Annotated in this window: 21 protein-coding genes; 11 read left to right on the top strand and 10 right to left on the bottom strand. The window is 62.7% G+C overall.

Annotated elements, in window-relative coordinates; translation table 11 throughout:
* Positions 1-95 precede the first annotated feature (95 nt).
* Positions 96-425, bottom strand: a complete 330-nt coding sequence (locus tag I6L38_RS10910) for a translation initiation factor (RefSeq protein WP_010633535.1) — start codon at positions 423-425, stop codon at positions 96-98.
* A 119-nt stretch (positions 426-544) separates the two neighbouring features.
* On the opposite strand from I6L38_RS10910, the gene I6L38_RS10905 reads away from it, so the two are divergent.
* Genes I6L38_RS10905 through I6L38_RS10895 form a run of 3 tightly spaced genes read left to right on the top strand, consistent with a single transcriptional unit; the run spans position 545 to position 3,281 of the window.
* Positions 545-772 carry a FeoA family protein gene (locus tag I6L38_RS10905; RefSeq protein ID WP_019840265.1) on the top strand — a complete coding sequence of 76 codons (228 nt, stop codon included), beginning with the start codon at positions 545-547 and terminating at the stop codon, positions 770-772.
* Positions 769-3,042 carry a Fe(2+) transporter permease subunit FeoB gene (gene feoB / locus I6L38_RS10900; protein WP_201882360.1) on the top strand — a complete coding sequence of 758 codons (2,274 nt, stop codon included), beginning with the start codon at positions 769-771 and terminating at the stop codon, positions 3,040-3,042. The genes I6L38_RS10905 and feoB overlap by 4 nt, the downstream gene beginning before the upstream one ends.
* On the top strand, positions 3,039-3,281 hold the full coding sequence (locus I6L38_RS10895; RefSeq protein WP_005302637.1) for a FeoC-like transcriptional regulator: 243 nt from the start codon (positions 3,039-3,041) through the stop codon (positions 3,279-3,281). Before feoB ends, I6L38_RS10895 begins: the two co-directional genes overlap by 4 nt.
* Positions 3,282-3,392: 111 nt before the next feature.
* Here I6L38_RS10895 and I6L38_RS10890 read toward each other — a convergent pair whose 3' ends face one another.
* The 4 genes from I6L38_RS10890 to I6L38_RS10875 form a co-directional block, all read right to left on the bottom strand.
* Positions 3,393-3,872 carry a WbuC family cupin fold metalloprotein gene (locus I6L38_RS10890; RefSeq protein ID WP_065017832.1) on the bottom strand — a complete coding sequence of 160 codons (480 nt, stop codon included), beginning with the start codon at positions 3,870-3,872 and terminating at the stop codon, positions 3,393-3,395.
* 135 nt (positions 3,873-4,007) lie between these two features.
* A complete protein-coding gene (gene glgC, locus I6L38_RS10885) occupies positions 4,008-5,279 on the bottom strand; it encodes a glucose-1-phosphate adenylyltransferase (RefSeq protein WP_201882352.1) in 1,272 nt (423 codons plus the stop codon).
* Between the two features lie 257 nt (positions 5,280-5,536).
* Positions 5,537-6,676 carry a type IVa pilus ATPase TapW gene (gene tapW, locus I6L38_RS10880; RefSeq protein WP_017766703.1) on the bottom strand — a complete coding sequence of 380 codons (1,140 nt, stop codon included), beginning with the start codon at positions 6,674-6,676 and terminating at the stop codon, positions 5,537-5,539.
* Between the two features lie 59 nt (positions 6,677-6,735).
* Entirely contained in the window at positions 6,736-7,092 is a 357-nt protein-coding gene (locus I6L38_RS10875; RefSeq protein WP_005302630.1) for a DMT family protein, read from the bottom strand.
* Positions 7,093-7,205: 113 nt separating this feature from the next.
* Between I6L38_RS10875 and I6L38_RS10870 the strand changes: the two genes are divergently transcribed.
* The 3 genes from I6L38_RS10870 to I6L38_RS10860 all read left to right on the top strand — a co-directional run bounded on the left by I6L38_RS10870 (position 7,206) and on the right by I6L38_RS10860 (position 9,816).
* On the top strand, positions 7,206-7,937 hold the full coding sequence (locus tag I6L38_RS10870) for an ABC transporter substrate-binding protein (RefSeq protein WP_024942579.1): 732 nt from the start codon (positions 7,206-7,208) through the stop codon (positions 7,935-7,937).
* A gap of 99 nt (positions 7,938-8,036) precedes the next feature.
* A complete protein-coding gene (gene btuC / locus I6L38_RS10865) occupies positions 8,037-9,044 on the top strand; it encodes a vitamin B12 ABC transporter permease BtuC (RefSeq protein ID WP_042052043.1) in 1,008 nt (335 codons plus the stop codon).
* Positions 9,031-9,816 carry an ATP-binding cassette domain-containing protein gene (locus tag I6L38_RS10860; RefSeq protein ID WP_192897132.1) on the top strand — a complete coding sequence of 262 codons (786 nt, stop codon included), beginning with the start codon at positions 9,031-9,033 and terminating at the stop codon, positions 9,814-9,816. The genes btuC and I6L38_RS10860 overlap by 14 nt, the downstream gene beginning before the upstream one ends.
* A 79-nt stretch (positions 9,817-9,895) precedes the next feature.
* Here I6L38_RS10860 and I6L38_RS10855 read toward each other — a convergent pair whose 3' ends face one another.
* Positions 9,896-10,957, bottom strand: a complete 1,062-nt coding sequence (locus I6L38_RS10855) for a 3-deoxy-7-phosphoheptulonate synthase (RefSeq protein WP_005302620.1) — start codon at positions 10,955-10,957, stop codon at positions 9,896-9,898.
* 156 nt (positions 10,958-11,113) lie between these two features.
* Here I6L38_RS10855 and I6L38_RS10850 point away from each other — a divergent pair, with 156 nt between their 5' ends.
* Positions 11,114-11,494 (top strand): diacylglycerol kinase, encoded by a 381-nt coding sequence (locus I6L38_RS10850; protein ID WP_010633544.1) that lies wholly within the window; start codon positions 11,114-11,116, stop codon positions 11,492-11,494.
* Positions 11,495-11,700: 206 nt separating this feature from the next.
* Here the strand turns inward: I6L38_RS10850 and serA are convergent, their stop codons facing one another.
* The 4 genes from serA to I6L38_RS10830 all read right to left on the bottom strand — a co-directional run bounded on the left by serA (position 11,701) and on the right by I6L38_RS10830 (position 16,194).
* A complete protein-coding gene (serA, locus tag I6L38_RS10845; protein ID WP_005302616.1) occupies positions 11,701-12,933 on the bottom strand; it encodes a phosphoglycerate dehydrogenase in 1,233 nt (410 codons plus the stop codon).
* Positions 12,934-13,293: 360 nt separating this feature from the next.
* Positions 13,294-13,947, bottom strand: a complete 654-nt coding sequence (rpiA, locus tag I6L38_RS10840; RefSeq protein WP_017766696.1) for a ribose-5-phosphate isomerase RpiA — start codon at positions 13,945-13,947, stop codon at positions 13,294-13,296.
* A gap of 184 nt (positions 13,948-14,131) precedes the next feature.
* Entirely contained in the window at positions 14,132-14,731 is a 600-nt protein-coding gene (locus tag I6L38_RS10835) for a 5-formyltetrahydrofolate cyclo-ligase (protein WP_005302612.1), read from the bottom strand.
* Positions 14,732-14,859: 128 nt separating this feature from the next.
* Complete coding sequence (locus I6L38_RS10830) at positions 14,860-16,194, bottom strand: Na+/H+ antiporter NhaC family protein (protein ID WP_216989550.1); 1,335 nt, start codon at positions 16,192-16,194, stop codon at positions 14,860-14,862.
* A gap of 310 nt (positions 16,195-16,504) precedes the next feature.
* On the opposite strand from I6L38_RS10830, the gene dapB reads away from it, so the two are divergent.
* The 4 genes from dapB (at position 16,505) to leuA (ending at position 24,532) form a co-directional block, all read left to right on the top strand.
* Positions 16,505-17,317 carry a 4-hydroxy-tetrahydrodipicolinate reductase gene (gene dapB, locus I6L38_RS10825; protein WP_017785951.1) on the top strand — a complete coding sequence of 271 codons (813 nt, stop codon included), beginning with the start codon at positions 16,505-16,507 and terminating at the stop codon, positions 17,315-17,317.
* A gap of 686 nt (positions 17,318-18,003) precedes the next feature.
* Complete coding sequence (gene carA, locus I6L38_RS10820) at positions 18,004-19,140, top strand: glutamine-hydrolyzing carbamoyl-phosphate synthase small subunit (protein WP_201882348.1); 1,137 nt, start codon at positions 18,004-18,006, stop codon at positions 19,138-19,140.
* A gap of 16 nt (positions 19,141-19,156) precedes the next feature.
* Positions 19,157-22,393: a carbamoyl-phosphate synthase large subunit gene (gene carB / locus I6L38_RS10815; RefSeq protein WP_201882342.1), complete on the top strand. Its 3,237-nt coding sequence runs from the start codon at positions 19,157-19,159 to the stop codon at positions 22,391-22,393.
* A 480-nt stretch (positions 22,394-22,873) separates the two neighbouring features.
* Positions 22,874-24,532: a 2-isopropylmalate synthase gene (gene leuA, locus I6L38_RS10810; RefSeq protein WP_201889330.1), complete on the top strand. Its 1,659-nt coding sequence runs from the start codon at positions 22,874-22,876 to the stop codon at positions 24,530-24,532.
* The last annotated feature ends 31 nt before the right edge of the window (positions 24,533-24,563 follow it).

The raw sequence follows: 24,563 nt of genomic DNA, 5'->3' as shown, positions 1-24,563 counted from the left end.
ACCGGTTTGGGGCCGGCTGGCGAGACTACTCCCCCTCGATGGGAGCGGGCATTCTAGGGAAAAAGCGAAAGTGACGCAAGCCGGGCGAGCGGGGATCAGCCACCCACCAGCTTGACGCTGAAACCGGCCTTCTCGAGCTCGGCCTTGATCAGATCCCGTTTATCCCCCTGGATCTCGATCACCCCCTCTTTGAGGCCGCCGCCGGTGCCGCACTTTTTCTTGAGCAGGGTGGCGATGCTCTTTTGCTGGTCGGCCGGTACGCCGTGGATGGTGATGACCCCGGCGCCCTTGCGCCCCTTGGTTTCGCGGCGGATGCGCACCACCCCATCGGTGGGGAAGGGGGAGGCGGATTGCGGCTGGCTCTGTTCTTTGATGATGCCGCCGTCCGTGCTGTAAACCAGACGGCTGTTGTTGTCGTGACTCATGGCAGTTATTTGTGGGTTAGCTAAGCGGAGTTTGATTTTACTCAAATAAGCGTTGAAAACACGGATTATAATGCCCCAAGTAAAAGAGAATTATTATTGTTTAACTTCAGGAGTCAGTCATGGTACTCGCGCAGTTGTCACCGGGACAGAGTGCTCGCATCAAGAACATGAATCAATTGACCCGTCCCCTGCGGCGCAAGCTGATGGTGATGGGCTTGCTGCCCCAGACTGAAGTCATCTTTTTGCGCGCGGCCCCGCTCGGGGATCCGCTGCAGATCCAGTGTCAGGGGATCTGCCTCTCCATGCAAAAAAGCCTTGCCCAGCAAATCGAGGTCGAACCGGTATGAACTACTCCCTGGTAACCGTCGGCAACCCCAATAGCGGCAAGACCTCCCTGTTCAACGCCCTGACCGGGGCCCGCCAGCAGGTGGGCAACTGGAGCGGCGTCACCGTCGACAAGAAAATGGGCGAATTCAGTGTCCAGGGCCACGACTACAAACTGATGGACCTGCCCGGCATCTACAGCCTGGCCAACCAGGAGGGGAGCCTGGACGAGCAGATCGCCAGCCGCTTCGTGGAGGGCCAGCAGCCGGATCTGCTGCTCAACGTCATCGACGCCGCCAACCTGGAGCGCTCCCTCTACCTCACGCTGCAACTGCGCGAGCTGGGGTTGCCCATGGTGGTGGTGCTCAACAAGATGGACATCCTGCAAAAGCGGCGCATCACCATCGACGAGAGCAAGCTCGCCAAGGCCCTCGGCTGCCCGGTGGTGGCCCTCTCGGCCCACAATCGCCAGCAGGTCGCCGCCTTCAAGAACCAGATCCAGCAGTTCATCGGCCAGCCGCAGCCGGCGCTGTTGCTGGACTACGGCACAGATCTTGAAAAAGATCTGGCGGAGCTCGAGACCCTGCTCGCCCCGCACCACCTCACTGCCCGCGGCCGCGCCCTGCGCCTGCTGGAAGAGGATGCGGTGATGCAGGAGACCCTGCTGCCCGGCCAGCAGGCCGCCGCCGCCAACGTGGTGGCCCGCGCTCACCACGGGCAGGATGTGGACCTGCAACTGGCGGATATCCGCTACGGCCACATCCACCAGTGGGCCGCCCAGGCGTGCCAGCAGAAGGGCAAGCTCAGCGCGGCCCAGAGCGAGCGGCTCGATCGGGTGCTGCTCAACCGCTGGTTCGGCATCCCCTTCTTCCTGCTGGTGATGTACCTGATGTTCATGTTCGCCATCAAGGTGGGCAGCGCCTTCATCGACTTCTTCGACATCATGGGCGGTGCCCTGTTTGTCGACGGGGTGCACCACCTGCTGGGACTGGTCCATGCGCCGGACTGGCTGGGGGCCATCCTGGCGGACGGCTTCGGGGTGGGCTTGCAGACCGTCGCCACCTTCATCCCGGTGATCGGCTGCCTCTATCTGTTCCTGGCGGTGCTGGAGAGCTCCGGCTACCTGGCCCGCGCGGCCTTTGTGGTGGATGCCCTGATGCGCCGCCTCGGCCTGCCGGGCAAGGCGTTCGTGCCCATGCTGATGGGCTTTGGCTGCACCGTGCCCTCGGTGATGGCGACCCGCACCCTCAACTCCGAGCGCGAGCGGCTGATGACCTCGGCCATGGCCCCCTTCATGTCGTGCGGTGCTCGCCTGCCGGTTTACGCCCTGTTCGCGGTGGCCTTCTTCCCCGAGTCGGGCCAGAACCTGGTGTTCGGTCTCTACCTCATCGGCATCCTGGTGGCGGTACTCACCGGCCTGTTGCTGCGCAGCACCCTGCTGCCGGGCAAGAGCGACTCCATGCTGATGGAGATGCCGGACTACGAGTGGCCGCGCCCGGTCAACGTCGGCATCAAGACCTGGCAGAAGCTCAAGTCCTTCGTGTTCGGCGCCGGTAAAACCATCGTGCTGGTCGTCGCCGTGCTGAGCGTGCTCAACTCGCTCGGCACCGATGGCAGCTTCGGCCACCAGGATCAGGAGAGCTCGGTGCTGAGCAAAATCAGCCAGGCGGTGACCCCGGTGCTGCACCCCATCGGCGTGCGCGATGACAACTGGCAGGCCACGGTCGGCATCGTCACCGGCATCTTCGCCAAAGAGGCGGTGGTCGGTACCCTCAACAGCCTCTACGCCGGCAGCGGCGACGGGGAGGAGGAGGCGAGCGAGTTCTCCCTGGTGCACAGCTTCCAGGAAGCGATCGCCGCAGTGGCCACCAATCTGGCCGACATCGACCCGACCGACCCCATGGGGCTGGCGGTGGGCAATCTGGATGACCAGCAGGCTGCCGCCGAGGCGCAGGAAGTGGACGTCTCCACCTACGGCAACATGCAGAGCCACTTCGACGGGGCGGCCGGTGCCTTCGCCTACCTGTTGTTCGTGCTGCTCTACATGCCCTGCGCCGCCGCCATGGGCGCCCTGGTGCGGGAGACCGGCCGCCAATGGGCCCTGCTGACCGCCGCCTGGTGCAACTACATGGCCTTCATGTGTGCCACCGTCTTCTATCAGCTGGCCACCTTTGCCGCCCACCCCGAACAGAGCCTGTTCTGGGTGGCGAGCTACGGCCTCTCCCTGCTGCTGCTCTGGTGGCTGGGCCGTCGCCACGGCGACATAGTGGCGCGCAAGGTGGTGGCCCTATGATCCTGCGCGAGCTGGGGGAGTACCTCGCCGCGCAGCAGAAGGCGAGCCGGCGCGAGCTGGCCCGCCACTTCCACACCTCGGAAGATGCGGTGGAGGCCATGCTCGGCGTCTGGATGCGCAAGGGGCGGGTCGCCAAGCGGGAGACTCAGGTGTGCGGCGGCTCCTGCTGTGGCAAGAGCCAGGAGGTGATGTTCGAGTGGTGCGAGCCGGGCCAGATTGGTCTGGTGCAAAAGGGCTGAGCTCACGCCCGATAGCCCGCATTCGAATATAAAAAAAGACCCGCCGCTGGCGGGTCTTTTTATGGGCGCGTGTTCGCCCTGTTCGCTGGATTGGCGTAGAAGGGGGGCAGATCAGCGCCCCGGCCAGCGCTGGCCCACCTCGGCGTGGCGATACCAGGCCATCAGCGCCTGCTGGCCCTGGATGTCGTCCACCGCCGGTGACCAGGGGGCGAAGTCCTCTTCCCGGAAAGGAGCATAGGGACCGTGTTTCACCTCGAAGATGACGGCGCCGGGATCCAGAGAGAGCACCGCATGCCAGCTGGCGACCGGGGTCTCCAGCACCGAGGTCTCTTCCCCCAGCACGGCGCGGGCAATGACGGTGCCCTCGTCATCGAAGTTGAGCACCACGAAGCGGCCCTGCAGCGAGGTGAGCAGCTCCCAGGTCTGCAGGTGGCGATGGGGGCGGATGTAGGTACCCGGCTCCATGGCGATGGCCAGGCGCTGGATGGGGTCGGCCAGCTCCTGATGCAGGTTGTGGTTCATGCGCAGGCGCGGGGAGTGGGCGGCCTCGTCGGCGAGGCTGGCAAGGCGGGCAACATCCAGTTTTTTCATATGTGATTCCATGGTGAGACGAAGGCAAGGGCCGAGGGCAGAGTAGCACGCACCGGGGGCGGCCGGACAAGGCGCGAGCGGTAAGCAAATGTAAAAAGGGAGCCGACAGGGCTCCCGTTTGCCGGCGCGGCGGCATCACAGCCTGGCCAGCATCTCCTGGGTGACCAGCACTATCCCCTGCTCGGAGCGGTAGAAGCGGCGGGCATCCTCGCTGGCGTTTTCCCCCACCACCAGTCCTTCCGGTAGCTTGCAGCCCTTGTCGATCACCACCCGGCGCAGCCGGCAGCCCGGGCCTATCTCGACTCCGGGGAAGATCACCGCCTGATCCAGGGTGCAGAAGGAGTCGACCCGCACGTTGGTAAACAGCACCGAGCTCACGATGAAGGAGCCGCTGACGATGGTGCCGCCGGCAAACATGGAGTTGATGGTCATACCGTGCTGGCCGTTTCTGTCCTGCACGAACTTGGCGGGCGGGGTCATGTTCTGGCTGGTCCAGATGGGCCAGTCCTGATCATAGATGTCGAGCTCGGGGGTGACGGAGGCGAGATCCATGTTGGCCTCCCAGAACGAATCCACCGTGCCCACGTCACGCCAGTAGGGGCGCTTTTGCGGGCAGCAGCCGACGCAGGACATGCTGAACGGGTGGGCGTAGGCGGTGCCCTCTTGCACCACCCGCGGGATCACGTCCATGCCGAAATCGTGGTGGGAGGCCGGGTTGGCGAGATCCTCTTCCAGCAACTGGTAGAGGTAGTCCGCTTCGAAGATGTAGATCCCCATGGAGGCGAGCGCGGTATCGGGCTTGCCCGGCATGGCGGGCGGGTTGGCGGGTTTTTCGACGAAGGCGTTGATCTTGCGATCCCCATCCACCGCCATCACCCCGAAGGCGCTCGCCTCATCCCGCGGCACCTCGATGCAGGCCACCGTGACCCTGGCCCCCATGTTGACGTGATCGAGCAGTATGGCGGCGTAATCCATCTTGTAGATGTGATCCCCCGCCAGCACCACCACATACCTGGGGCCGTGATCGCGAATGATGTCCAGATTCTGGTAGACCGCATCGGCGGTGCCGCGATACCAGGTGACCTCGTCCACCCGTTGCTGGGCGGGCAGCAGGTCGATGAACTCGTTCATCTGGTAGCGCAAAAAGGACCAGCCGGACTGCAGGTGGCGCAGCAGGCTGTGGGATTTGTATTGGGTCACCACTCCGACCCGGCGAATGCCGGAGTTGATGCAGTTGGAGAGTACGAAGTCGATGATGCGGAACTTGCCGCCGAAGTGTACTGCCGGTTTCGCCCTGTTGTCCGTCAACTGTTTGAGGCGACTGCCCCGCCCTCCTGCGAGAACCAAGGCCATGGTCTCGTTCAGCAACTGTCTTGACTGTGCTGTATTGGCAGGTTGTAACGACATTTAATACCCCTTTATTGATAGAACCCTTTGATAGTGCCTCCTTTGAAGCCGGTATGAAAGAGCTTTCACTCACACTTCTCGCACGGTTTTTCGGTCAAGTGATGGTTTTGTCATTTTTGGTGACAGATTTTGTCGCAGATGGGCCGTTCGTTCACCAGATGTCGCTGTCTGCTACGGGCGAGCGAGGAGGGGGGAGGCAGCCGGGATATGAAAACACCCGCCGGGGCGGGTGTTTGCAGGCACAAGGGGGAGACGGGTCAGAACAGATCGTCCTTCTCGTCCTTGGTGGGCTCCAGGCTCCAGCCGGTGGCATCGCTGCTGCTGGCGATCTGGCCCTTCTCCTTCCACAGCTTGATCTTGAGGCGCAGGTTGTTGGCCGAGTCGGCGTTCTTCACTGCCTCCTCCTCGTCGATCACCCCTTCCACCACCAGATCGAACAGGGCGCTGTCGAAGGTGACCATGCCGAGGGCCTTGGACTTCTCCATCACCTCCTTGAGGCCGCCAAACTCGCCGCGCTTGACCATGTCGCGGATGGTGTGGGTGCCCAGCATGATCTCTACCGCCGCCCGGCGGCCGCCATCAGTAGTTTTCACCAGCCGCTGGGAGACAAACGCCTTGAGGTTGTTGCCAAGATCGTTGAGCAGCTGGGGCCGGCGCTCTTCCGGGAAGAAGTTGATGATGCGGTCCAGCGCCTGGTTGGCGTTGTTGGCGTGCAGGGTGGAGATGGCCAGGTGGCCGGTTTCCGAGAAGGCCAGCGCGTGCTCCATGGTCTCGCGATCGCGAATTTCGCCGATAAGGATCACGTCCGGCGCCTGGCGCAGGGTGTTTTTCAGGGCGGCGTGGAAGCTGCGGGTATCCACCCCCACCTCCCGCTGGTTGATGATGCTCTTGCGGTGGCGGTGCACGAACTCCACCGGATCCTCGATGGTGATGATGTGGCCGCCGCTGTTGCGGTTGCGATGGTCGATAAGGGCCGCGAGCGAGGTGGATTTGCCCGAGCCGGTGCCGCCGACGAACAGCACCAGCCCCCGTTTCTCCATGATGGTGTCGAGCAGCACGGTGGGCAGTTTCAAATCCTCGAAGCGGGGGATCTCGGTCTTGATGTTGCGCGCCACCAGGGAGACTTCGTTGCGCTGCTTGAAGATGTTGATCCGAAAGCGCCCTATCTGGGGCAGGGAGATGGCGAGGTTCATCTCCAGCTCCTTTTCAAACTGCTGCTTCTGCTCGCCGTCCATGATGGCGTCGGCTATGCTGGCCACCTCGCCGGGCTCGAGCGGCGTCTCGCTCAAGGGGCGCAGGCCGCCGTTGAACTTGGCACAGGGGGGCGCGCCGGTCGACAGATAGAGGTCTGAGCCGTCCTGCTTGGCCAGGATCTGTAGCATGTCTCGCAATTCCATGGTTTTTGCCTCGTCTATCAAGGAGATGCCTTGCTGGGGATGTTATTGAGTGTACAGCGTCAGGCGCCGGTGAGTTTCTCGCGAAAGACAAAAAAGACCGCGCCCAGGATGCAGAGGCCAGCCCACAGGTAATCCCATTTCAGATCCTCTTTCAGATAGAAGATGGAGAAGGGGACGAACACGGTGAGGGTGATCACCTCCTGCAGGATCTTGAGCTGGCCGACGGAGAGCACGGTGTGGCCGATGCGGTTGGCGGGTACCTGCAGCAGGTATTCGAACAGCGCTATTCCCCAGCTCACCAGGGCGGCGATGATCCAGGGTTTGTGATTCATACTCTTGAGGTGGGCGTACCAGGCGAAGGTCATGAAGACGTTGCTGCACAGCAGCAGGCCGATGCTGGTAAAGATAGGGTTCATTAGGTTCTCCTTTAAAATCAATCGCATTTTATCGCCGAACCATGGGTTCTCATAAGTGGGGCGGCAGGGTATTTTTAATCCATCAAGGATGAAGAGACAGAGGGTTGTACGAGATGGGCAAGACAAGCTGGGGTGTGCTTGGTCTGCTGTTTGCCTGCCAGGTGCACGGTGCGCCGACCCTGACGGTAGCCACCGATGTCTGGCCACCGTTTCGAATTGAAATGCCGGACGGTCGGCTGGGCGGACTGGACATGGATATCTTGCAGCAGTTGCAGCGGCGCAGCGGCATCCGCTTCGAAGTGAAGCAGGTCCCCTGGGGGCGGGCGCTCAAACAGATGCAGACCGGTCAGGTGGACCTGATGATCGGGCTGGCCATGACGGCGGAGCGGGCGACCTTCATCGACTATCTGCAGCCGGCCTATTACCAGTGCCGGCCCGCCTTCTATGGCAAGGGGACTGAGGTCTCGACCCTGCGCAGCTATGCCGATCTGCAGGGGCACAGGGTGGGTTACGTGCTCAATTCGGCCTATTTCGAACCGTTCGATTCCGACAGCCGGCTCGACAAGCACGGGGTGCCCACCGAGGAGCAACTGCTGCGCATGGTGCAGCGCGGCCATCTGCCCTTGATGATCGGCACCGACTGCCAGGTGGACTATGCCTTGAGTCGGGGCAAGGAGGCGGGGCTGCGCAAGGCAGCCTACCAGCCATCCCAGCCCGTGGTGCTCTATCTGGGCATGAGCAAGCGCTCCCCCCACCAGGCGCTGCAGCAACCGCTGGCGCTGGCCCTGCAGGAGCTGGTGGCAAGCGGTGACATCGCCACCCTCGCCAAGCCTTACCAGCCTTGACCTTGGGTGGTAACACGCTGTTATCATGACCTTTTCATGCTGATGCCCGGTGGCTGACGCCGCCCGGGCACGGGTCACTCTCACCTTCGGGGAGCCTCTGTGTATCTCTCTTTGCTCGCCCGCCAGCAGCGCTGGCAGCGGCGCTGGTTGCTCGGCCTGCTGCTGCTGACCCTGGCGCTGTTTCTCTTCTCCCTGATCTGGGGCGAATTCCTGCTGTTGCCCTGGCACCCCTTGGGGGAGCTCGAGCAGCGTATTCTGCTGGAGCTGCGTCTGCCGCGCGCCCTGCTGGCCCTGCTGGCGGGGGCGGCGCTCGCCTGCGGCGGCGCCGTGCTGCAGGTGATGCTGCACAACCCGGTGGCCGAACCCGGCCTGCTCGGCGTCTCGAGCGGGGCAGGACTGGCCGCCATGGTGGCGATGGCGGTGGCCAAGGCCCTCGGCGTCTATCTGCCGGGTTGGGGGTTGTCGCTGGCGGCCTTCGGCGGTGCCCTGCTGGTGACCATGCTGCTGATACGGCTGGCGCGCCGGGCCCGGCTCGGCCATGCCAGGCTGCTGCTGTTCGGGGTCGCCATCGGCATCCTCAGCAACGCCGCCATGACCTGGCTGATGTACTTTGCCGATGACGGCTCCTTGCGTGAATTCATGTTCTGGATGATGGGGAGCCTCGCCTATGGCAGCCAGCAATTCGCCTGGTGGTGGCTGCTGTTCCCGCTTGCTCTCGGCTGGCTCGGCTGGCAGGGCAAGGCGCTGCAGCAACTGCTGCTGGGAGAGACCCAGGCCCGTCTGATGGGGCTCGATGTGGACAAGATGCGGGTGCGGCTGGTGCTGGCGGTCTGCCTGCTCACCGGGATGGCGGTGGCACTGTGCGGCGTCATCGGCTTCGTCGGGCTGGTGGTGCCCCATCTGCTGCGCCTGTGTGGCGGCAGCGATCAGCGCTTCCTGCTGCCCGCCTCGGCGCTGGGGGGCGGCGCCCTGCTGCTGGCGGCCGATCTCATCGCCCGCTCCGCCCTGCGAGCGGGGGAGCTGCCCATCGGGGTCATCACCGCCTCGGTCGGCGCCCCGCTCTTCATCTATCTGTTGTTGAGGCAAGATGCCCATGCCAGCACCTGATCACCCCGGGAGCCAGCCTCCCTTGCTGGCGGCCCGCGCCCTCGCCGTCGCCAACCGGCTCGCCCCACTCGACCTTGCCTGGCAGGGTGGCCAGCTGGTGGCCCTGCTCGGCCCCAACGGCAGCGGCAAGTCGACCCTGCTCGGGGCCCTGGCCGGCCTCTTGTCGGGGCAAGGGGAGGTGCGCATCGGCGGCGAGTCGCTGGCGGACTTGAGCTGGCCGGAACTGGCGCAGCGGCGCGCCATGCTGCCTCAGCGCCAGCCCCAGCTGTTCCATATCCCGGTGTTTCAGGTGCTGAGCCTGGGGCTCGATGAGGCTCAACCTGCGGCCAGGCAGAACGAGGCTATTCAGGCGCTGTGTCAGGCGCTGGAGCTGGAAGCCTTGCTGGCGCGGGACTTCAGCCGGCTGTCTGGCGGAGAGCAGCAGCGGGTGCTGATCGCCCGCACCCTGCTGCAGGTGTGGCCGAGCCTCAACCCGGATGGCCGGATACTGCTGCTGGACGAGCCGCTGGCCGGGCTCGATCTGCACCATCAACTGGCGCTGCTGCGGCTGCTCAAGCAGCTGGCCGGGCAGGGGCTGCTGGTGGTGCTCGCCATCCACGACATCAACCTGGCCATCGACTGGGCCGATCGCCTGCTCTGTCTGCAACAGGGCCGGGTGGTACGGGAGGGGGGCGTCGAGCTGGTGGACGAGGCGCTGCTGGCGCAGGTATTCCAGATCAAGACCGAGCGCATCGAGGCGGGCGGCCGGGTCTGGTTTATGCCCAGTTTGTAGGAGCGGGGCGCGGCCTAGTCGGCTGCCCAAGAAAAAGGGGCCAGTATCGAACATACTGGCCCCTTTGCTTGTTGGCTGTTCAGCCCAGCTTGTGCAGGCGCACCTGGGCGGCCTCGGCCAGCATGGCCAGCAGGGTTTCGGTGTCGCTCCAGGAGAGGCAGGCATCGGTGATGCTCTGGCCGAAGGTGGCGGCGCAGCCGTTCTCCACATCCTGCCGTCCTTCCACCAGGAAACTCTCGGCCATGATGCCGGCGATGCCGGTGCGACCGCGGCGCAACTGATCGCAGATGTCCTGCGCCACCAGCAGCTGGCGACGGTGATCCTTCATGCTGTTGCCGTGGCTGAAATCCACCACCAGCCGCTCGGGCAGGCCGACGTCGGCCAGCGCTTCACACGCTTCATCGATGCTGGCGGTGTCGTAGTTGGGTCTGTGGCCGCCGCGCAGGATCACGTGGCCATAGGGGTTGCCGGCGGTGCGGTAGATGGTCATCTTGCCGTCCTTGTCCGGGGAGTAGAAGATGTGGCTGTGACGGGCGGCGCGCACCGCATCGATGGCGATGCGGGTGTTGCCGTCGGTGCCGTTCTTGAAGCCGACCGGGCAGGAGAGGGCGGAGGCCATCTCGCGGTGCACCTGGGATTCTGTGGTGCGTGCGCCGATGGCACCCCAGGTGATGAGGTCGCTGATGTACTGGCCGGTCACCATGTCGAGGAACTCGGTGGCGGTGGGCATGCCGAGGGCGTTGATGTCCACCAGCAGCTTGCGGGCCAGTTTCAGCCCTTCGTTGACGTCGAAACTGCCATCGAGGCGCGGATCATTGATGAGGCCTTTCCAGCCGACGATGGTGCGCGGCTTCTCGAAATAGGTGCGCATCACGATGCACAGGCTCTCTTTATACTGCTGGCGCAGGGCATTGAGGCGCAGGGCGTACTCGTGGGCGGCGGCCGGATCGTGAATGGAACAGGGACCGACGATGACCAGCAGGCGCTGATCCTCACCGGCCAGGATCGCTTCCACTTCGCGGCGGGCATCCAGCAGGTTCTGGGCTACGGTGTCGCTTAACGGGAAGGCGTGCGCCAGCTCGCTGGGAGTGATCAGGGACTCCAGGCGACGGGTGCGCAATTCATCGGTGTGAATGGACATACGACTCGATTCTCGAAATGGGTGGCGTGGGCAGTAGCAATGACTGAGTGCCAGAAAAGGCAAAGGGATAAAATAAAGCAAAAAACCCCTGATGGAAACCTCGAGGGGCTCTGATAGGATGTGAGCCCCAAAACGATTCCAAATGAGGTAGATAGCGTGGCAAAGCCAGGGGCAACCGGGGTCACCCGCATCATCAATGCAACCGGTTACAGCATGAAGGGGCTCAAGTCAGCCTGGATCAACGAGGCCGCCTTCCGGCAGGAGCTGATGCTGATCCTGCTGCTGATGCCGCTGGCGTTCTGGATCGGTGACTCCCTCGATCAGATCCTGCTGCTCATCTGCATCAGCTGGCTGGTGGTGATCGTCGAGGTGCTCAACTCCGCGGTCGAGGCGGTGGTGGATCGCATCGGCTCCGAACATCACGAGCTCTCCGGTCGCGCCAAGGATCTGGGCTCCGCCGCCGTCTTCATCGCGCTGGCCCTGAACGCCCTGGTGTGGGGCGCCCTGGTAGGCCGCAACCTGCTGGGTTGGTGGTAAGCCGGGCCTCATTTTCTGTCGCGTTTTTTCCTGCTCTCTTTGCAAGAGGGCCGGATCAGGGTGGTTTCATCTCCCCCTCATCCCCAACCCTTCTCCCGCGAGGGGAGAAGAGGGCAAGGCGCAACGACGCAGATCTGTGTTGAGTATTGCATCATAAAAAAGCCCGTCGTTGCGACGGGCTTTTTGCTGGACGGCTGTGAGGCTGATCAGTGCAGGATACGGGCACGGATGGTGCCACCGATCTCCTTGAGCTTGGCCAGCGCCTTCTCGCTGTGTTCGGTCTCCACGTCGATCACCACGTAGCCGATATGGCTGCTGGTCTGCAGGTATTGGCCGGCGATGTTGATCCCCTCGTCGGCGAAGATCTGGTTGATCTGGTTCATCACGCCGGGCTGGTTGCGGTGAATGTGCAGCAGGCGGCTGGAGCCCTTGTGACCCGGCAGGGAGACTTCCGGGAAGTTGACAGCGGAGAGGGTAGAGCCGTTGTCGGAGTATTTGACCAGCTTGTTGGCCACTTCCAGCCCGATGTTCTCCTGGGCCTCCTGGGTGGAGCCGCCGATGTGCGGGGTCAGGATCACGTTGTCCAGCCCGCGCAGCGGGGTGAGGAACTCCTCGTCGTTGGACTTTGGCTCGACCGGGAAGACGTCGATGGCGGCGCCGGCGAGGTGGCCGCTCTTGATGACGTCGGCCAGGGCATCGATGTCCACCACTGTGCCGCGGGAGGCGTTGATGAAGATGGCGCCCGGTTTCATCATGCGCAGTTGCTCGGCACCGATGAGATCCTTGGTGGAGGCGGTCTCAGGCACGTGCAGGCTGATGACGTCGGACATGTTGAGCAGCTCGACCATGCTTGGCACCTGGATGGCGTTGCCCAAGGAGAGCTTGTTCTCGATGTCGTAGTAGTAGACCTTCATGCCGATGCTCTCGGCGATGATGCCAAGCTGGGTGCCGATGTGGCCGTAGCCGATGATGCCGAGCTTCTTGCCACGGGCTTCCACTGAACGGTTGGCCAGCTTTTCCCACACACCGCGATGGCACTTGGCGTTCTTCTCCGGGATGCCGCGCAGCAGCAGCAGGATCTCCCCCAGCACCAGTTCGGCCACCGAGCGGGTGTTGGAGAAGGGGGCGTTGAACACCGGGATGCCACGCAGGTGGGCGGCATCCAGGGAGACCTGGTTGGTGCCGATGCAGAAACAGCCGATGGCCACCAGCTTGTTGGCGGCATCCAGCACCTTCTCGGTGATCTGGGTGCGCGAGCGCAGCCCCACGAAATGCACGTCACGAATACGCTCGATCAGCTCTTCTTCGGAGAGAGAGGTCTTCAGATACTCCACACTGGTGTAACCTGCGGCACGAAAGGTTTCCACTGTGTTGGGGTGAACCCCCTCCAGCAGCAGCACCTTGATTTTATCCTTGTCCAGTGAAAACTTGGCGGTCATGACGATCCCTCTATGTTTGCAAAAGTGAGTGCAGATATGGTGTGTGAAGAAAACCGTAAAGTAGCAAAAACGTTGGGGAGAGGGAATATTTGTGACGAAAGTCAAATTCTTTGAAGTTTTCAACGATAGTTGTAAACGAGGGTTTGCAACTCATTGAGCAACAAATAAAAACGGCGCCATGGGGCGCCGTCTTGCATTGCGAAGGGATCATGGGTGACCTGATCCTGTCCATCGGAGGTCAGCTGATGATCACGCCGTCCGGGGTGCCGATCACCACCACGTCAGCCCCGCGGTGGGCAAACAGACCGTTGGTGACGGTGCCTACCATGATGCCGTTGAGCTGCGTTTTGGCAGACAACCTTATTGGGTGATGACCCCGTCGGGAGTACCTATCACCACCACGTCTGCCCCGCGGTGGGCGAACAGGCCGTTGGTGACGGTGCCGACGATGGCATTGAGCTGCACTTCCAGCCCCTTGGCATCGGTGATGGCCATGCCTTTCACGTCCAGGATGTGGTTGCCGTTGTCGGTGACCACCCCTTCACGCCAGACCGGGTTGCCGCCGAGCTTCTTGATCTCGCGGGCCACGTATTCGCGGGCCATGGGGATCACTTCCACCGGCAGCGGGAAGGTGCCGAGCACGTCGACCGTCTTGGTGTTGTCGATGATGCAGATGAACTTGTCGGCCACGGCGGCGACGATCTTCTCGCGGGTCAGGGCCGCGCCGCCGCCCTTGATCATGTCGCGGGTGCCGTTGATCTCGTCGGCACCGTCCACGTAGACGGAGAGGGCGTCGATCTCGTTGAGGTCATACACAGGGATGCCGAAGCCCTTGAGGCGTTCGGTGGAGGCCACGGAGCTGGATACCGCTCCCTTGATCTCGTCCTTCATGGTCGCCAGTGCATCGATGAAGTGGTTGACGGTAGAGCCGGTGCCTACCCCGACGATGGTGCCGGGAACCACATACTTGAGCGCAGCCCAACCGGCCGCCTTCTTCATTTCATCTTGAGTCATGATCGATCCTTTGGAAAAAAGCGGCCGCATTATATCCAAGGCGCCACCCCAGAGCGACCACCCAGCTCACGTTCCGGGCCAAAAACCCGCAAGATGTAAATCGTTTGCCTGTTTATTGCGCCATGTCATTGCACCATGGCTGTGTCAGCAAGAGCCGATCAGTGCGGCAAGGCAGCTTCTGGCCTCAGTCGGGAAAGTGCCAGCAGCGGCTGGGGGTGATGATCTGGGGCAGCGGTACGTCCCACTCCTCCTGCGGCACCGCGTCTACCTGCTGGCAGTCGTGGGCAATCCCCAGCGGCTTGGGACCGAGCCTGTGTTCGTGCCAGCAGGCGAGGGTGCGATCGTAGTAGCCACCGCCCATGCCGAGCCGGTTGCCTGCCGCGTCGAACGCCACCAGCGGCGTGCAAATCAGATCGAGGGTGCTGTGGGGCACCACCTGCTGCATGTCGAGCTCAGGTTCGGCGATGCCGTAACGGTTGCGGGTCATGGGACTGGTAGCGGTGTAGCGCAAGAAGAGCAGGTGGCCCGGGGTGAAGGGGTGCAACACCGGCAGATAGACCTCTTTTTGCTGGGCCCACAGCCAGTGGATGGCGGGCAGGGGGTTGAGCTCGCCGTCGTTGGCCAGATAGAGGGCGATACGTTTGGCCGCCAGGATCTCGGGATGCTGCTTGAACTGGGCAACCAGCTGCTGGGCCGCCTGCTGCTGCTCGGCCTGGGTCAGGCTCTTTCTGCGCTGACGGATGAGCTGGCGCAGGGATTGTCTTTCAGGCTGGGTATCCGGCATGGGGGCTCCTCTGATGAACGGGCGACGGGGCGATACGTGGATCGCACTGGCAGGCGATCACCTTAACAAGGCCGCGCCGGGTTGAACAGCGCGGCTCGGCCGCCGGGTGGGACCCGGCGGCCGCACTATCAGGCGTGGGCGGTTTTGCGCATCTGGTGCTTGACGAACACCGCCACCAGGGCGGCCAGCGCCAGCGCCATGGGGTAGAAGCTCATGCTCACCACCGCCAGCGGCGAGAGGGCGAAGATGGAGCCCAGCAGCAGCGCCTGGGCGCCCCAGGGGATGAGCCCCTGCACCACGCAGGAGAAGATGTCGAGCATGGAGGCGGCGCGGCGCGGGGTGACCCCGTGGTGATCCGCCAGATCCTTGGCCACCTTGCTGGCGACGATAATGGCCACCGTGTTGTTGGCGGTGCAGAGGTTGGTGAGGCCCACCACCCCGGCGATGCCGAGCTCGGCCGCCTTCTCGTTCTGCTCGCCGTCGTGCTGACGGGTGAAGCGGGCGATGAGGGCGCTGATGCGGGTGCTGATCCAGGCCAGTCCCCCCTGGCGTTCCATCAGGGCGCCGAGGCCGCCGATCAGCATGGAGAGCAGGAAGATCTCCTGCATGCCGGTGAAGCCCTGATAGATGTCCTTGCTGAACTGGCCGAGGGGGTAATCCCCCAGCAGACCGACCCCGCCAGCGGCCACAATGCCGAGCCCCAGCACCATGAAGACGTTCATGCCAGAGAGGGCCAGCACCAGGATCAGCAGGTAGGGCATCACCTTGAGCAGCTCGATATGGGCCTCGGTGGCGGGGGCATCCCCGACCGACCCCAGGGTCAGATAGAGCAGGATCACCCCGATGGCGGCCGGGGCGGCAATCTTGAAGTTCTCGCGAAACTTGTCCTTCATCTCGCAGCCCTGGCTGCGGGTGGCCGCAATGGTGGTGTCGGAGATGATGGAGAGGTTGTCGCCAAACATGGCGCCGGAGAGGATGGTACCCGCCATCAGCACAGGATCGATGCCGGCGGCCTGGGCCACACCCAGCGCCACCGGTGCCACGGCGCCTATGGTCCCCATGGAGGTGCCCATGGCGGTGGCGATGAAGGCGGAGATGAGGAACAGTCCAGGCAGCAGGAACCAGCCGGGGATGAGGGAGAGGCCGAGTGCGACCGTGGCATCCACCCCGCCGGTGGCCTTGGCTACGGTGGCGAAGGCGCCCGCCAGCAGATAGATGAGGCACATCGCCATGATATTGCTGTCACCAACCCCCTTGAAGAAGGTCTCGAGGTTCTTGTTGAACCCCTCCTTGCCCAGCACCAGCGCCAGCATGGCGGCGGGGAGGGCGGCGACGGGGGCGGGCAGCTGATAGAAGGCGAACTCGACCCCCTGCAGGGTCAGCCAGGTGCCGGTACCGATAAAGAGAGCAAGAAAGACCAGCAGAGGCAGCAGGGCTCTGGCGCTGGGTTGAGTCTGGATCATGTGTTCCTCGATGGTTGTACATGACCTCCTTGTCTCAGCCAGCCCGCAGTGGGGTGAGGGTGGCGGGCATCCTGCCGCTATGGGGTGCCTACAGTAGTGAGTCGCGCCCGCCCGGTCAAGATAGACGTCCAGATGGATGCTGCTTTTTGTCTTGTGATTTTGTTGAATTGATTAAATCCGTGAAATATTCGGATTTTAGTAAATATGCTGTTGATTTTTCGGGTGGCCGACGACGGCCACGGCGGGCTTTTCAAAGCGGGCGCAGGCTGGTAAAACGGTCTCTTTCCTTAATAGAGATGAGAGGGTGGAGATGGACAATCCGATCCGTGTGGCCGTGATGGGCTGTAATGGTCGTATGGGCAAGGTGCTGCTGGAGGCGATCAGCCATGCCGAGGGCGTGGTGGTCGGGGCGGCGCTGGAGCGACCGGGCTCCGCCGTGATCGGGCTGGATGCCGGCGAACTCAACGGGCTGGGTCGGCTCGGCGTCATCATCAGCGACAGCCTGGACAAGGTACGGGACGAGTTTGATCTCATCATCGACTTCACCCGCCCCGAGGTGACCTTGGCCAACCTGGCCTTCGCCCGGGCCCATCACAAGCAGATGGTGATCGGCACCACCGGCTTTGACGACGCGGGCAAGGCGGCGCTCCAGGCCGCCGCCGGCGAGATCGGCATCGTCTTCGCCTCCAACTACTCGGTGGGCGTCAACCTGGTGTTCAAGCTGCTGGAGCAGGCCGCCAAGGTGATGGGGGATTACACCGACATCGAGATCATCGAGGGGCATCACAGACACAAGGTGGATGCACCGTCCGGCACCGCGCTTTCCATGGGGGAGGTGGTGGCCAAGACGCTGGGACGTGACTTGAAAGAGTGCGCAGTCTACGGCCGCGAGGGGATCACCGGCGAGCGGGATCGCAACACCATCGGCTTTGCCACCATTCGCGCCGGCGATCTGGTGGGGGAGCACACCGTCATGTTTGCCGACATCGGCGAGCGGGTGGAGATCAGCCACAAGGCCTCCAGCCGCCTCACCTTCGCCAACGGTGCGGTGCGCGCCGGCAAGTGGCTCAAGGGGCAGGGCGCCGGCCTCTATGACATGCAGGACGTGCTCGGCCTCAAGTAACCACATCCACTGACATCACGGCACCCGTGGTGTGCACGAAGGGCTGCCCGGCCCGTCGTCTGCTTAAGACCCCGCTCATGCGGGGTTTTTTATTGGTGATTTTGTATAAATGCCGCTTACATGGTGATTTTTGCACGAAACGAGATAAATCTCCCCTCTTTGCTGTTTTACCGGATCCTGCATTGCATGAATGTCATCGACTGGTAACGAAAATGGGCCTCAATAGCCCCTGCCAGGGCATTTTTTTACATCCGCCAAAACAGACTAAAAATTCAAGCCAAGAAAAACGTTTTCCATTTTTCAGGGCCACTCATCCTCCATAAAAAAGCTGATTGCAGGCGTTGAGATTTTTTATATGAAACTTCATTACATTGTTTTTTAAGGATTTAAAATTGGTTTTTGTATCAAGACTGGTCTCTTGGTCTAGATTGGCAGCAACTTTTGCCTTTTCTTTTCAGGGAGGGGGTTGCAAAGCAGTGAAGTGCATAGATAATGGGTAATGTTGCTTTTTTATTGAATTTAGATGCGTTTCGGATGAGAAAAGACGTTGAAATGCGATCGTTTTTAAGTAGAATGCGCCCAATTTGCCAGAAATCTGCCGGGTTCGAGTCCTGTCCAAGGCCGGAACCGAGCCCGCAACACCCAGGTAAATTGCTGAATTTAAAGCTAAATAACTGGAGGTTGTCTTGAATCACACTGCATTGCTAGTGCTGGAAGATGGAACTGTGTTCAAAGGCGTGTCGATAGGCGCCGAGGGATGTTCCGTTGGTGAAGTGGTTTTCAATACGTCGATGACGGGCTATCAGGAAATCCTCACCGATCCCTCTTATTCCCGTCAGATAGTCACCCTCACTTACCCCCATATAGGCAACACCGGCACCAACAGCGAAGATGAAGAGTCCAGTCAAATCCACGCTCAGGGATTGATCATCCGGGACCTTCCGATACTTGCCTCCAATTTCCGCAATCAGCAATCCCTCTCCGATTACCTCAAGTCCCACAACATCGTTGGCATCGCCGACATCGACACCCGCAAACTGACCCGCATCCTGCGCGAGAAAGGCGCTCAGGCCGGCTGCATTCTGGCCGGCAAGCAGATCGATGAAGCCTATGCCCTCGAACAGGCGCGCGCCTTCCCCGGTCTGAAGGGGATGGACCTGGCCAAGGAAGTGACCGTCGCCGAGGCGTACAACTGGACCGAAGGCAGCTGGCAGCTTGGCAAGGGGCACGTCATCCCGGATGCCGACCAGCTCAAATACCACGTAGTGGCCTACGACTTTGGCGTCAAGCGCAACATCCTGCGCATGCTGGTGGACCGCGGCTGCCGCCTGACCGTGGTGCCGGCCAAGACCCCGGCTGCCGAGGTACTGGCGCTGAACCCGGATGGCATCTTCCTCTCCAACGGCCCAGGTGACCCCGAGCCGTGCGACTACGCCATCGAGGCCATCAAGACCTTCCTTGATACCAACACCCCGGTGTTTGGCATCTGCCTGGGTCACCAGCTGCTGGGTCTCGCCTCTGGCGCCAAGACCGTCAAGATGAAGTTTGGCCACCACGGTGCCAACCACCCGGTGAAGAGCCTGGACGACAACACAGTCATGATCACCGCTCAGAACCACGGCTTCGCGGTGGACGAGAACAGCTTGCCGGAGTGCCTGCGCGCCACCCACGTCTCCCTGTTCGATGGGTCCCTGCAGGGCATCCATCGCACCGACCGTCCGGCCTTCAGCTTCCAGGGGCACCCCGAAGCGAGCCCGGGCCCGCACGACTGTGCCGGTCTGTTCGACCACTTTATTGAATTGATTAAGCAGTATCGCGCCTAAGAGGATAAAGAGAGCCATGCCAAAACGTAACGACCTTCAGAGCATCCTGATCCTCGGCGCCGGCCCCATCGTCATCGGCCAGGCCTGCGAATTCGACTACTCCGGCGCCCAGGCGTGCAAGGCCCTGCGCGAGGAGGGCTACCGCGTCATCCTGGTGAACTCCAACCCGGCCACCATCATGACCGACCCGGAGATGGCCGACGCCACCTACATCGAGCCCATCACCTGGGAAGTGGTGCGCGAGATCATCAAGAAAGAGCGCCCGGACGCCATCCTGCCCACCATGGGCGGCCAGACCGCACTGAACTGTGCGCTGGATCTGGAGAAGCACGGCGTGCTGGCCGAATTCGGCGTCGAGATGATCGGTGCCACCGCCGACGCCATCGACAAGGCCGAAGACCGCTCCCGCTTTGACAAGGCGATGCGCAGCATCGGCCTGGAGTGCCCGCGGGCCGGTATCGCCCACAACATGGAAGAAGCCTGGAAAGTGCAGGCCGAAGTGGGCTTCCCCTGCATCATCCGCCCCTCCTTCACCATGGGTGGCTCCGGTGGCGGCATCGCCTACAACACCGAAGAGTTCGTCGAGATCTGCGAGCGCGGTCTGGATCTGTCGCCGACCAAAGAGCTGCTCATCGACGAGTCGCTGATCGGCTGGAAAGAGTACGAGATGGAAGTAGTGCGGGATCGCAACGACAACTGCATCATCGTCTGCGCCATCGAGAACTTCGACCCCATGGGCATCCACACCGGTGACTCCATCACGGTCGCGCCAGCCCAGACGCTGACCGACAAGGAGTACCAGATCATGCGCAACGCCTCCATGGCGGTGCTGCGCGAGATCGGCGTCGAGACCGGCGGCTCCAACGTCCAGTTCGGCATCAACCCCAAAGATGGCCGCATGGTCATCATCGAGATGAACCCGCGGGTCTCTCGCTCCTCCGCGCTCGCCTCCAAGGCGACCGGCTTCCCCATCGCCAAGATCGCCGCCAAGCTCGCCATCGGTTACACCCTGGACGAGCTGATGAACGACATCACCGGCGGTCGCACTCCGGCCTCCTTCGAGCCGGCCATCGACTACGTGGTCACCAAGGTACCGCGCTTCAACTTCGAGAAGTTCGCCGGCGCCAACGACCGTCTGACCACCCAGATGAAGTCCGTCGGTGAAGTGATGGCCATCGGCCGCAACTTCCAGGAGTCCCTGCACAAGGCCCTGCGTGGCCTCGAGACCGGCAAGACCGGCTTCGACCCCATGCTGGATCTCAATGCCCCTGACGCCCTGACCCGCATCCGCCACGAGCTGCAGGATGCCGGCAGCGATCGCATCTTCTACATCGCCGACGCCTTCCGCGCCGGTCTCTCCATGGACGGCGTATTCCGCCTGACCAAGATTGACCCCTGGTTCCTGGTGCAAATTGAAGAGCTGGTGAAGCTGGAAGAGCAGGTGAAAGAGCGCGGCATGGCGGGTCTGGATGCCGACTTCCTGCGCAGCCTCAAGCGCAAGGGCTTCGCCGATGCGCGTCTGGCCAAGATCCTCGGCGTGGCCGAAGGTGAAGTGCGTAAATTGCGTGCCCGCCACAACATCTTCCCGGTCTACAAGCGGGTCGATACCTGCGCCGCCGAGTTCGCCACCAACACCGCCTACATGTACTCCAGCTATGACGAAGAGTGCGAGGCCAACCCCACCAACCGCGACAAGATCATGGTCATCGGTGGCGGCCCGAACCGTATTGGTCAGGGCATCGAGTTTGACTACTGCTGCGTGCACGCGGCGCTGGCCCTGCGCGAAGACGGTTACGAGACCATCATGGTCAACTGCAACCCGGAAACCGTCTCCACCGACTACGACACCTCCGACCGCCTCTACTTCGAGCCGGTGACCCTGGAAGACGTGCTGGAAATCGTGCGGGTCGAGCAGCCCAAGGGCGTCATCGTCCAGTACGGCGGCCAGACTCCGCTCAAGCTTGCGCGAGCATTGGAGGCCAACGGCGTGCCGGTAATTGGCACCAGCCCCGATGCCATCGACCGCGCGGAAGACCGCGAGCGCTTCCAGTCCGCCGTTGAGCGCCTCGGCCTCAAGCAGCCGGAAAACGGCACCGTCACCGCCCTGGAGCAGGCGGTGCTGACCGCCGAGCGCATCACCTACCCGCTGGTGGTTCGTCCCTCCTATGTGCTGGGTGGCCGTGCCATGGAGATCGTCTATGACGAGCAGGACCTGCGCCGCTACTTCGCCGAGGCGGTGAGCGTCTCCAACGAGTCGCCGGTACTGCTGGACCGCTTCCTGGACGACGCCACCGAGGTGGACGTGGATGCCATCTGCGACGGCGTGGATGTGGTCATCGGCGGCATCATGGAGCACATCGAACAGGCCGGTATCCACTCCGGTGACTCCGCCTGCTCCCTGCCGCCCTACACCCTGTCCAAGGCCATTCAGGACGAGATGCGCGAGCAGGTGCGCAAACTGGCGCTGGAGCTTGGCGTGGTGGGCCTGATGAACGTACAGTTCGCGGTCAAAGACAACGAGATCTACCTCATCGAGGTGAACCCCCGTGCCGCCCGTACCGTGCCGTTCGTCTCCAAGGCTACCGGTGCGCCGCTGGCCAAGATCGCCGCCCGCGTCATGGCCGGTCAGAGCCTGAAAGAACAGGGCTTCACCAGCGAGATCATCCCGCCCTACTACTCCGTGAAGGAAGTGGTGCTGCCGTTTGCCAAGTTCCCGGGTGTCGACCCGCTGCTGGGCCCGGAGATGCGCTCTACCGGTGAAGTGATGGGGGTGGGCAGCAGCTTTGCCGAGGCGTATGCCAAGGCGCAGCTGGGTGCTGGTCACCAGGTGCCGCGCGAAGGTCGCGCCCTGCTCTCCGTGCGCCACGGCGACAAGGAGCGGGTGGTGAATCTGGCCGCCAAGCTGCTGGAGCTCGGCTATGACCTCGACGCTACTCACGGCACTGCGGTGACCCTGGGTGAGGCGAGCATCAACCCGCGCCTGGTCAACAAGGTGCACGAGGGCCGTCCGCACATTCTGGATCGCATCAAGAATGGCGAGTACACCTACATCGTCAACACCGCCGAAGGCCGCCGCGCCATCGAGGACTCCAAGCAGCTGCGCCGTGGCGCCCTGCAGCACAAGGTGGCGTACACCACCACGCTGCACGCGGCGTTCGCCACCTGCATGGCCATCACAGTCGATGCTACCGCCAACGTGAGCTCGGTGCAGGAGCTGCACCAGAAGGTCGAGAGCCAGCTGAAGAGCCGCTAAGAGCGCGTGATGAAGGAGGGACGCCTCCTTCGTGACCCGATAAAACCCCGCCAGCGATGGCGGGGTTTTTTATTGGCCGAAGGCTGCGGGGCAGAGGGGAAAATGCCTGGTCAGGGAACCTGAGGGAGATAGTCACTCAATAATCAGATAAAACATCACAATGATTGTGCAATAGATGTATTTGACAGCACTCTTTGCAATCTCTCACCCGCGTCGCCTCTCTATACTGGGTTCTTGTCACAGGAGTCAACGGATCAGATCGTCTGCGCCTGCCGATGCAGGGGTGAACAGATCGGGCCCGCAGCCTTATCGGGTTGTGCGGCCGGCCCTTCTTACCGGGAGGGCCACAGGATACCGGGCGTGGGGTTACCGCCTCGCGACTCGTCAGGGCCAGCGTTACCGCGCCGCCCCGCTTCCCTCTCTTCGTCCCTCTGTCAGCCGCCAGTCAGCCGTTCGTCTATCAGCCAAGGGAATCAGAATATGAGCTTCGATCATCGCAAATACCGCCGTGCCACCGTCATCAATCTGGCGGATCGCCAGTGGCCCAGCCGGGTGCTGGAGCGGGCGCCGCTCTGGTGCGCCGTGGATCTGCGCGACGGCAACCAGGCGCTGGTCGAGCCCATGACGGTGGCCCAGAAGCTGCAGATGTGGGCGCTGATGGTGCACATCGGCTTCAAGCACATCGAGGTGGGCTTCCCGGCCGCCTCCCAGCCCGATTTCGACTTCGTACGCGAACTTATTGACCGCAACCTGATTCCGGACGACGTCACCATCCAGGTGCTGGTGCAGGCGCGCGAAGATCTCATTGCCCGCACCTTCGAGGCCCTCAAGGGGGCGCAGCGGGCCATCGTTCACGTCTACAACTCGGTCAACCCGACCCAGCGCAACTATGTGTTCAACACAGGTCGCGACGGGGTCAAGGCCATCGCGGTGCAGGGGGCGCGCTGGGTGCGGGAGTATGCGGCCCGCAATCCGGGCACCGAGTGGAGCTTTCAGTACTCGCCGGAGAGTTTCAGCAGCACCGAGGTGGAGTTTGCCGTCGAGGTGTGTGACGCCGTCATCGATGAGTGGCGCTCGGCTGCCCGCCCCATGATCCTGAACCTGCCCGCCACGGTGGAGGTGAGCACCCCCAACGTGTTTGCGGATCAGGTGGAGTGGTTCTGCCGCAACCTCAAGGCGCGGCCCGAGGTGAGCATCTCCATCCACACCCACAACGATCGGGGCTGTGGGGTGGCTGCCGCCGAGCTGGCGGTGCTGGCGGGGGCGGATCGCATCGAGGGCACCCTGCTCGGCAACGGCGAGCGCACCGGCAACATGGACATCGTCACCATGGCCATGAACCTCTACAGCCAGGGGATCGATCCCGAGCTCAACCTCTCCGACATGGATGCCATCGTCGCTACTGTGGGGGCCTGCACCCAGATTGCCCTGCATCCGCGCCACCCCTATGCCGGCGAGCTGGTCTACACCGCGTTTTCCGGCAGCCACCAGGATGCCATCCGCAAGTCTCTCGCGGCAGAAAAACCGGATCACTACTGGGACGTGGCTTACCTGCCCATCGATCCTGCCGATCTCGGTCGCAGTTACGAGGCGGTGATCCGCATCAACAGCCAGTCCGGCAAGGGGGGCGTCACCTACCTGCTGGAGCGCGACCTTGGTCTGCAGTTGCCGCGCTGGCTGCAAATTGACTTCAGCCGCCGGGTTCAGGCCGAGGCCGAAGCCAGCAGCAGCGAAATCAGCCCGGAGCAGATCCGCACCCTGTTCGAGCGCCACTACCTCGAGCCTGCCCACGGCTATCGCATCGGTCGCTTCCAGCTTGGTCGCGACAGCCAGGAGAGTTTGCGCCTGGAGCTGCAGACCCCGACCGGCTCGCTGCAGCTCAGTGGTGAAGGGGAGGGGGCCATCACGGCGCTGGTCAACGGCTGGCAGCGCCAGACCGGGATGCACATCGACGTGCTGGATTACTCCGAGCATGCCTTGAGCGCCGGTACCGAGTCCCGCGCCGCTGCCTACGTGCTGCTGAGCGTCGACGGGACCCGCACCTGCGGGGTGGCCATCGGCCGCGACGTGGTCAGCGCCTCCCTGCAGGCGGTGATTAATGGCGCCGCCCAGATAGAGGCGCTGCGCCAGAGCGCCTGAACCAGCACGCTTCTTCGCCAATAAAAAACGC

Origin of the sequence: Aeromonas sp. FDAARGOS 1408 (assembly GCF_019048665.1) — a bacterium.
GTDB classification, from domain to species: domain Bacteria; phylum Pseudomonadota; class Gammaproteobacteria; order Enterobacterales; family Aeromonadaceae; genus Aeromonas; species Aeromonas dhakensis.
Note: the sequence above shows the minus strand (reverse complement) of the source record. Positions and strands in the feature narration are given on the sequence as shown.

What these genes read in the sequence shown, in the direction of transcription:
- I6L38_RS10905 (WP_019840265.1), top strand. Translation starts at nt 545, where the DNA reads ATGGTACTCGCGCAGTTGTCACCGGGACAGAGTGCTCGCATCAAGAAC.
- I6L38_RS10890 (WP_065017832.1), bottom strand. Translation starts at nt 3,872, where the DNA reads ATGAAAAAACTGGATGTTGCCCGCCTTGCCAGCCTCGCCGACGAGGCC.
- carB (WP_201882342.1), top strand. Translation starts at nt 19,157, where the DNA reads ATGCCAAAACGTAACGACCTTCAGAGCATCCTGATCCTCGGCGCCGGC.
- leuA (WP_201889330.1), top strand. Translation starts at nt 22,874, where the DNA reads ATGAGCTTCGATCATCGCAAATACCGCCGTGCCACCGTCATCAATCTG.
- I6L38_RS10835 (WP_005302612.1), bottom strand. Translation starts at nt 14,731, where the DNA reads ATGCCGGATACCCAGCCTGAAAGACAATCCCTGCGCCAGCTCATCCGT.
- I6L38_RS10870 (WP_024942579.1), top strand. Translation starts at nt 7,206, where the DNA reads ATGGGCAAGACAAGCTGGGGTGTGCTTGGTCTGCTGTTTGCCTGCCAG.
- I6L38_RS10855 (WP_005302620.1), bottom strand. Translation starts at nt 10,957, where the DNA reads ATGTCCATTCACACCGATGAATTGCGCACCCGTCGCCTGGAGTCCCTG.
- tapW (WP_017766703.1), bottom strand. Translation starts at nt 6,676, where the DNA reads ATGGAATTGCGAGACATGCTACAGATCCTGGCCAAGCAGGACGGCTCA.
- rpiA (WP_017766696.1), bottom strand. Translation starts at nt 13,947, where the DNA reads ATGACTCAAGATGAAATGAAGAAGGCGGCCGGTTGGGCTGCGCTCAAG.
- I6L38_RS10910 (WP_010633535.1), bottom strand. Translation starts at nt 425, where the DNA reads ATGAGTCACGACAACAACAGCCGTCTGGTTTACAGCACGGACGGCGGC.
- I6L38_RS10875 (WP_005302630.1), bottom strand. Translation starts at nt 7,092, where the DNA reads ATGAACCCTATCTTTACCAGCATCGGCCTGCTGCTGTGCAGCAACGTC.
- serA (WP_005302616.1), bottom strand. Translation starts at nt 12,933, where the DNA reads ATGACCGCCAAGTTTTCACTGGACAAGGATAAAATCAAGGTGCTGCTG.
- I6L38_RS10895 (WP_005302637.1), top strand. Translation starts at nt 3,039, where the DNA reads ATGATCCTGCGCGAGCTGGGGGAGTACCTCGCCGCGCAGCAGAAGGCG.
- dapB (WP_017785951.1), top strand. Translation starts at nt 16,505, where the DNA reads ATGGACAATCCGATCCGTGTGGCCGTGATGGGCTGTAATGGTCGTATG.
- I6L38_RS10860 (WP_192897132.1), top strand. Translation starts at nt 9,031, where the DNA reads ATGCCAGCACCTGATCACCCCGGGAGCCAGCCTCCCTTGCTGGCGGCC.
- I6L38_RS10830 (WP_216989550.1), bottom strand. Translation starts at nt 16,194, where the DNA reads ATGATCCAGACTCAACCCAGCGCCAGAGCCCTGCTGCCTCTGCTGGTC.
- glgC (WP_201882352.1), bottom strand. Translation starts at nt 5,279, where the DNA reads ATGTCGTTACAACCTGCCAATACAGCACAGTCAAGACAGTTGCTGAAC.
- feoB (WP_201882360.1), top strand. Translation starts at nt 769, where the DNA reads ATGAACTACTCCCTGGTAACCGTCGGCAACCCCAATAGCGGCAAGACC.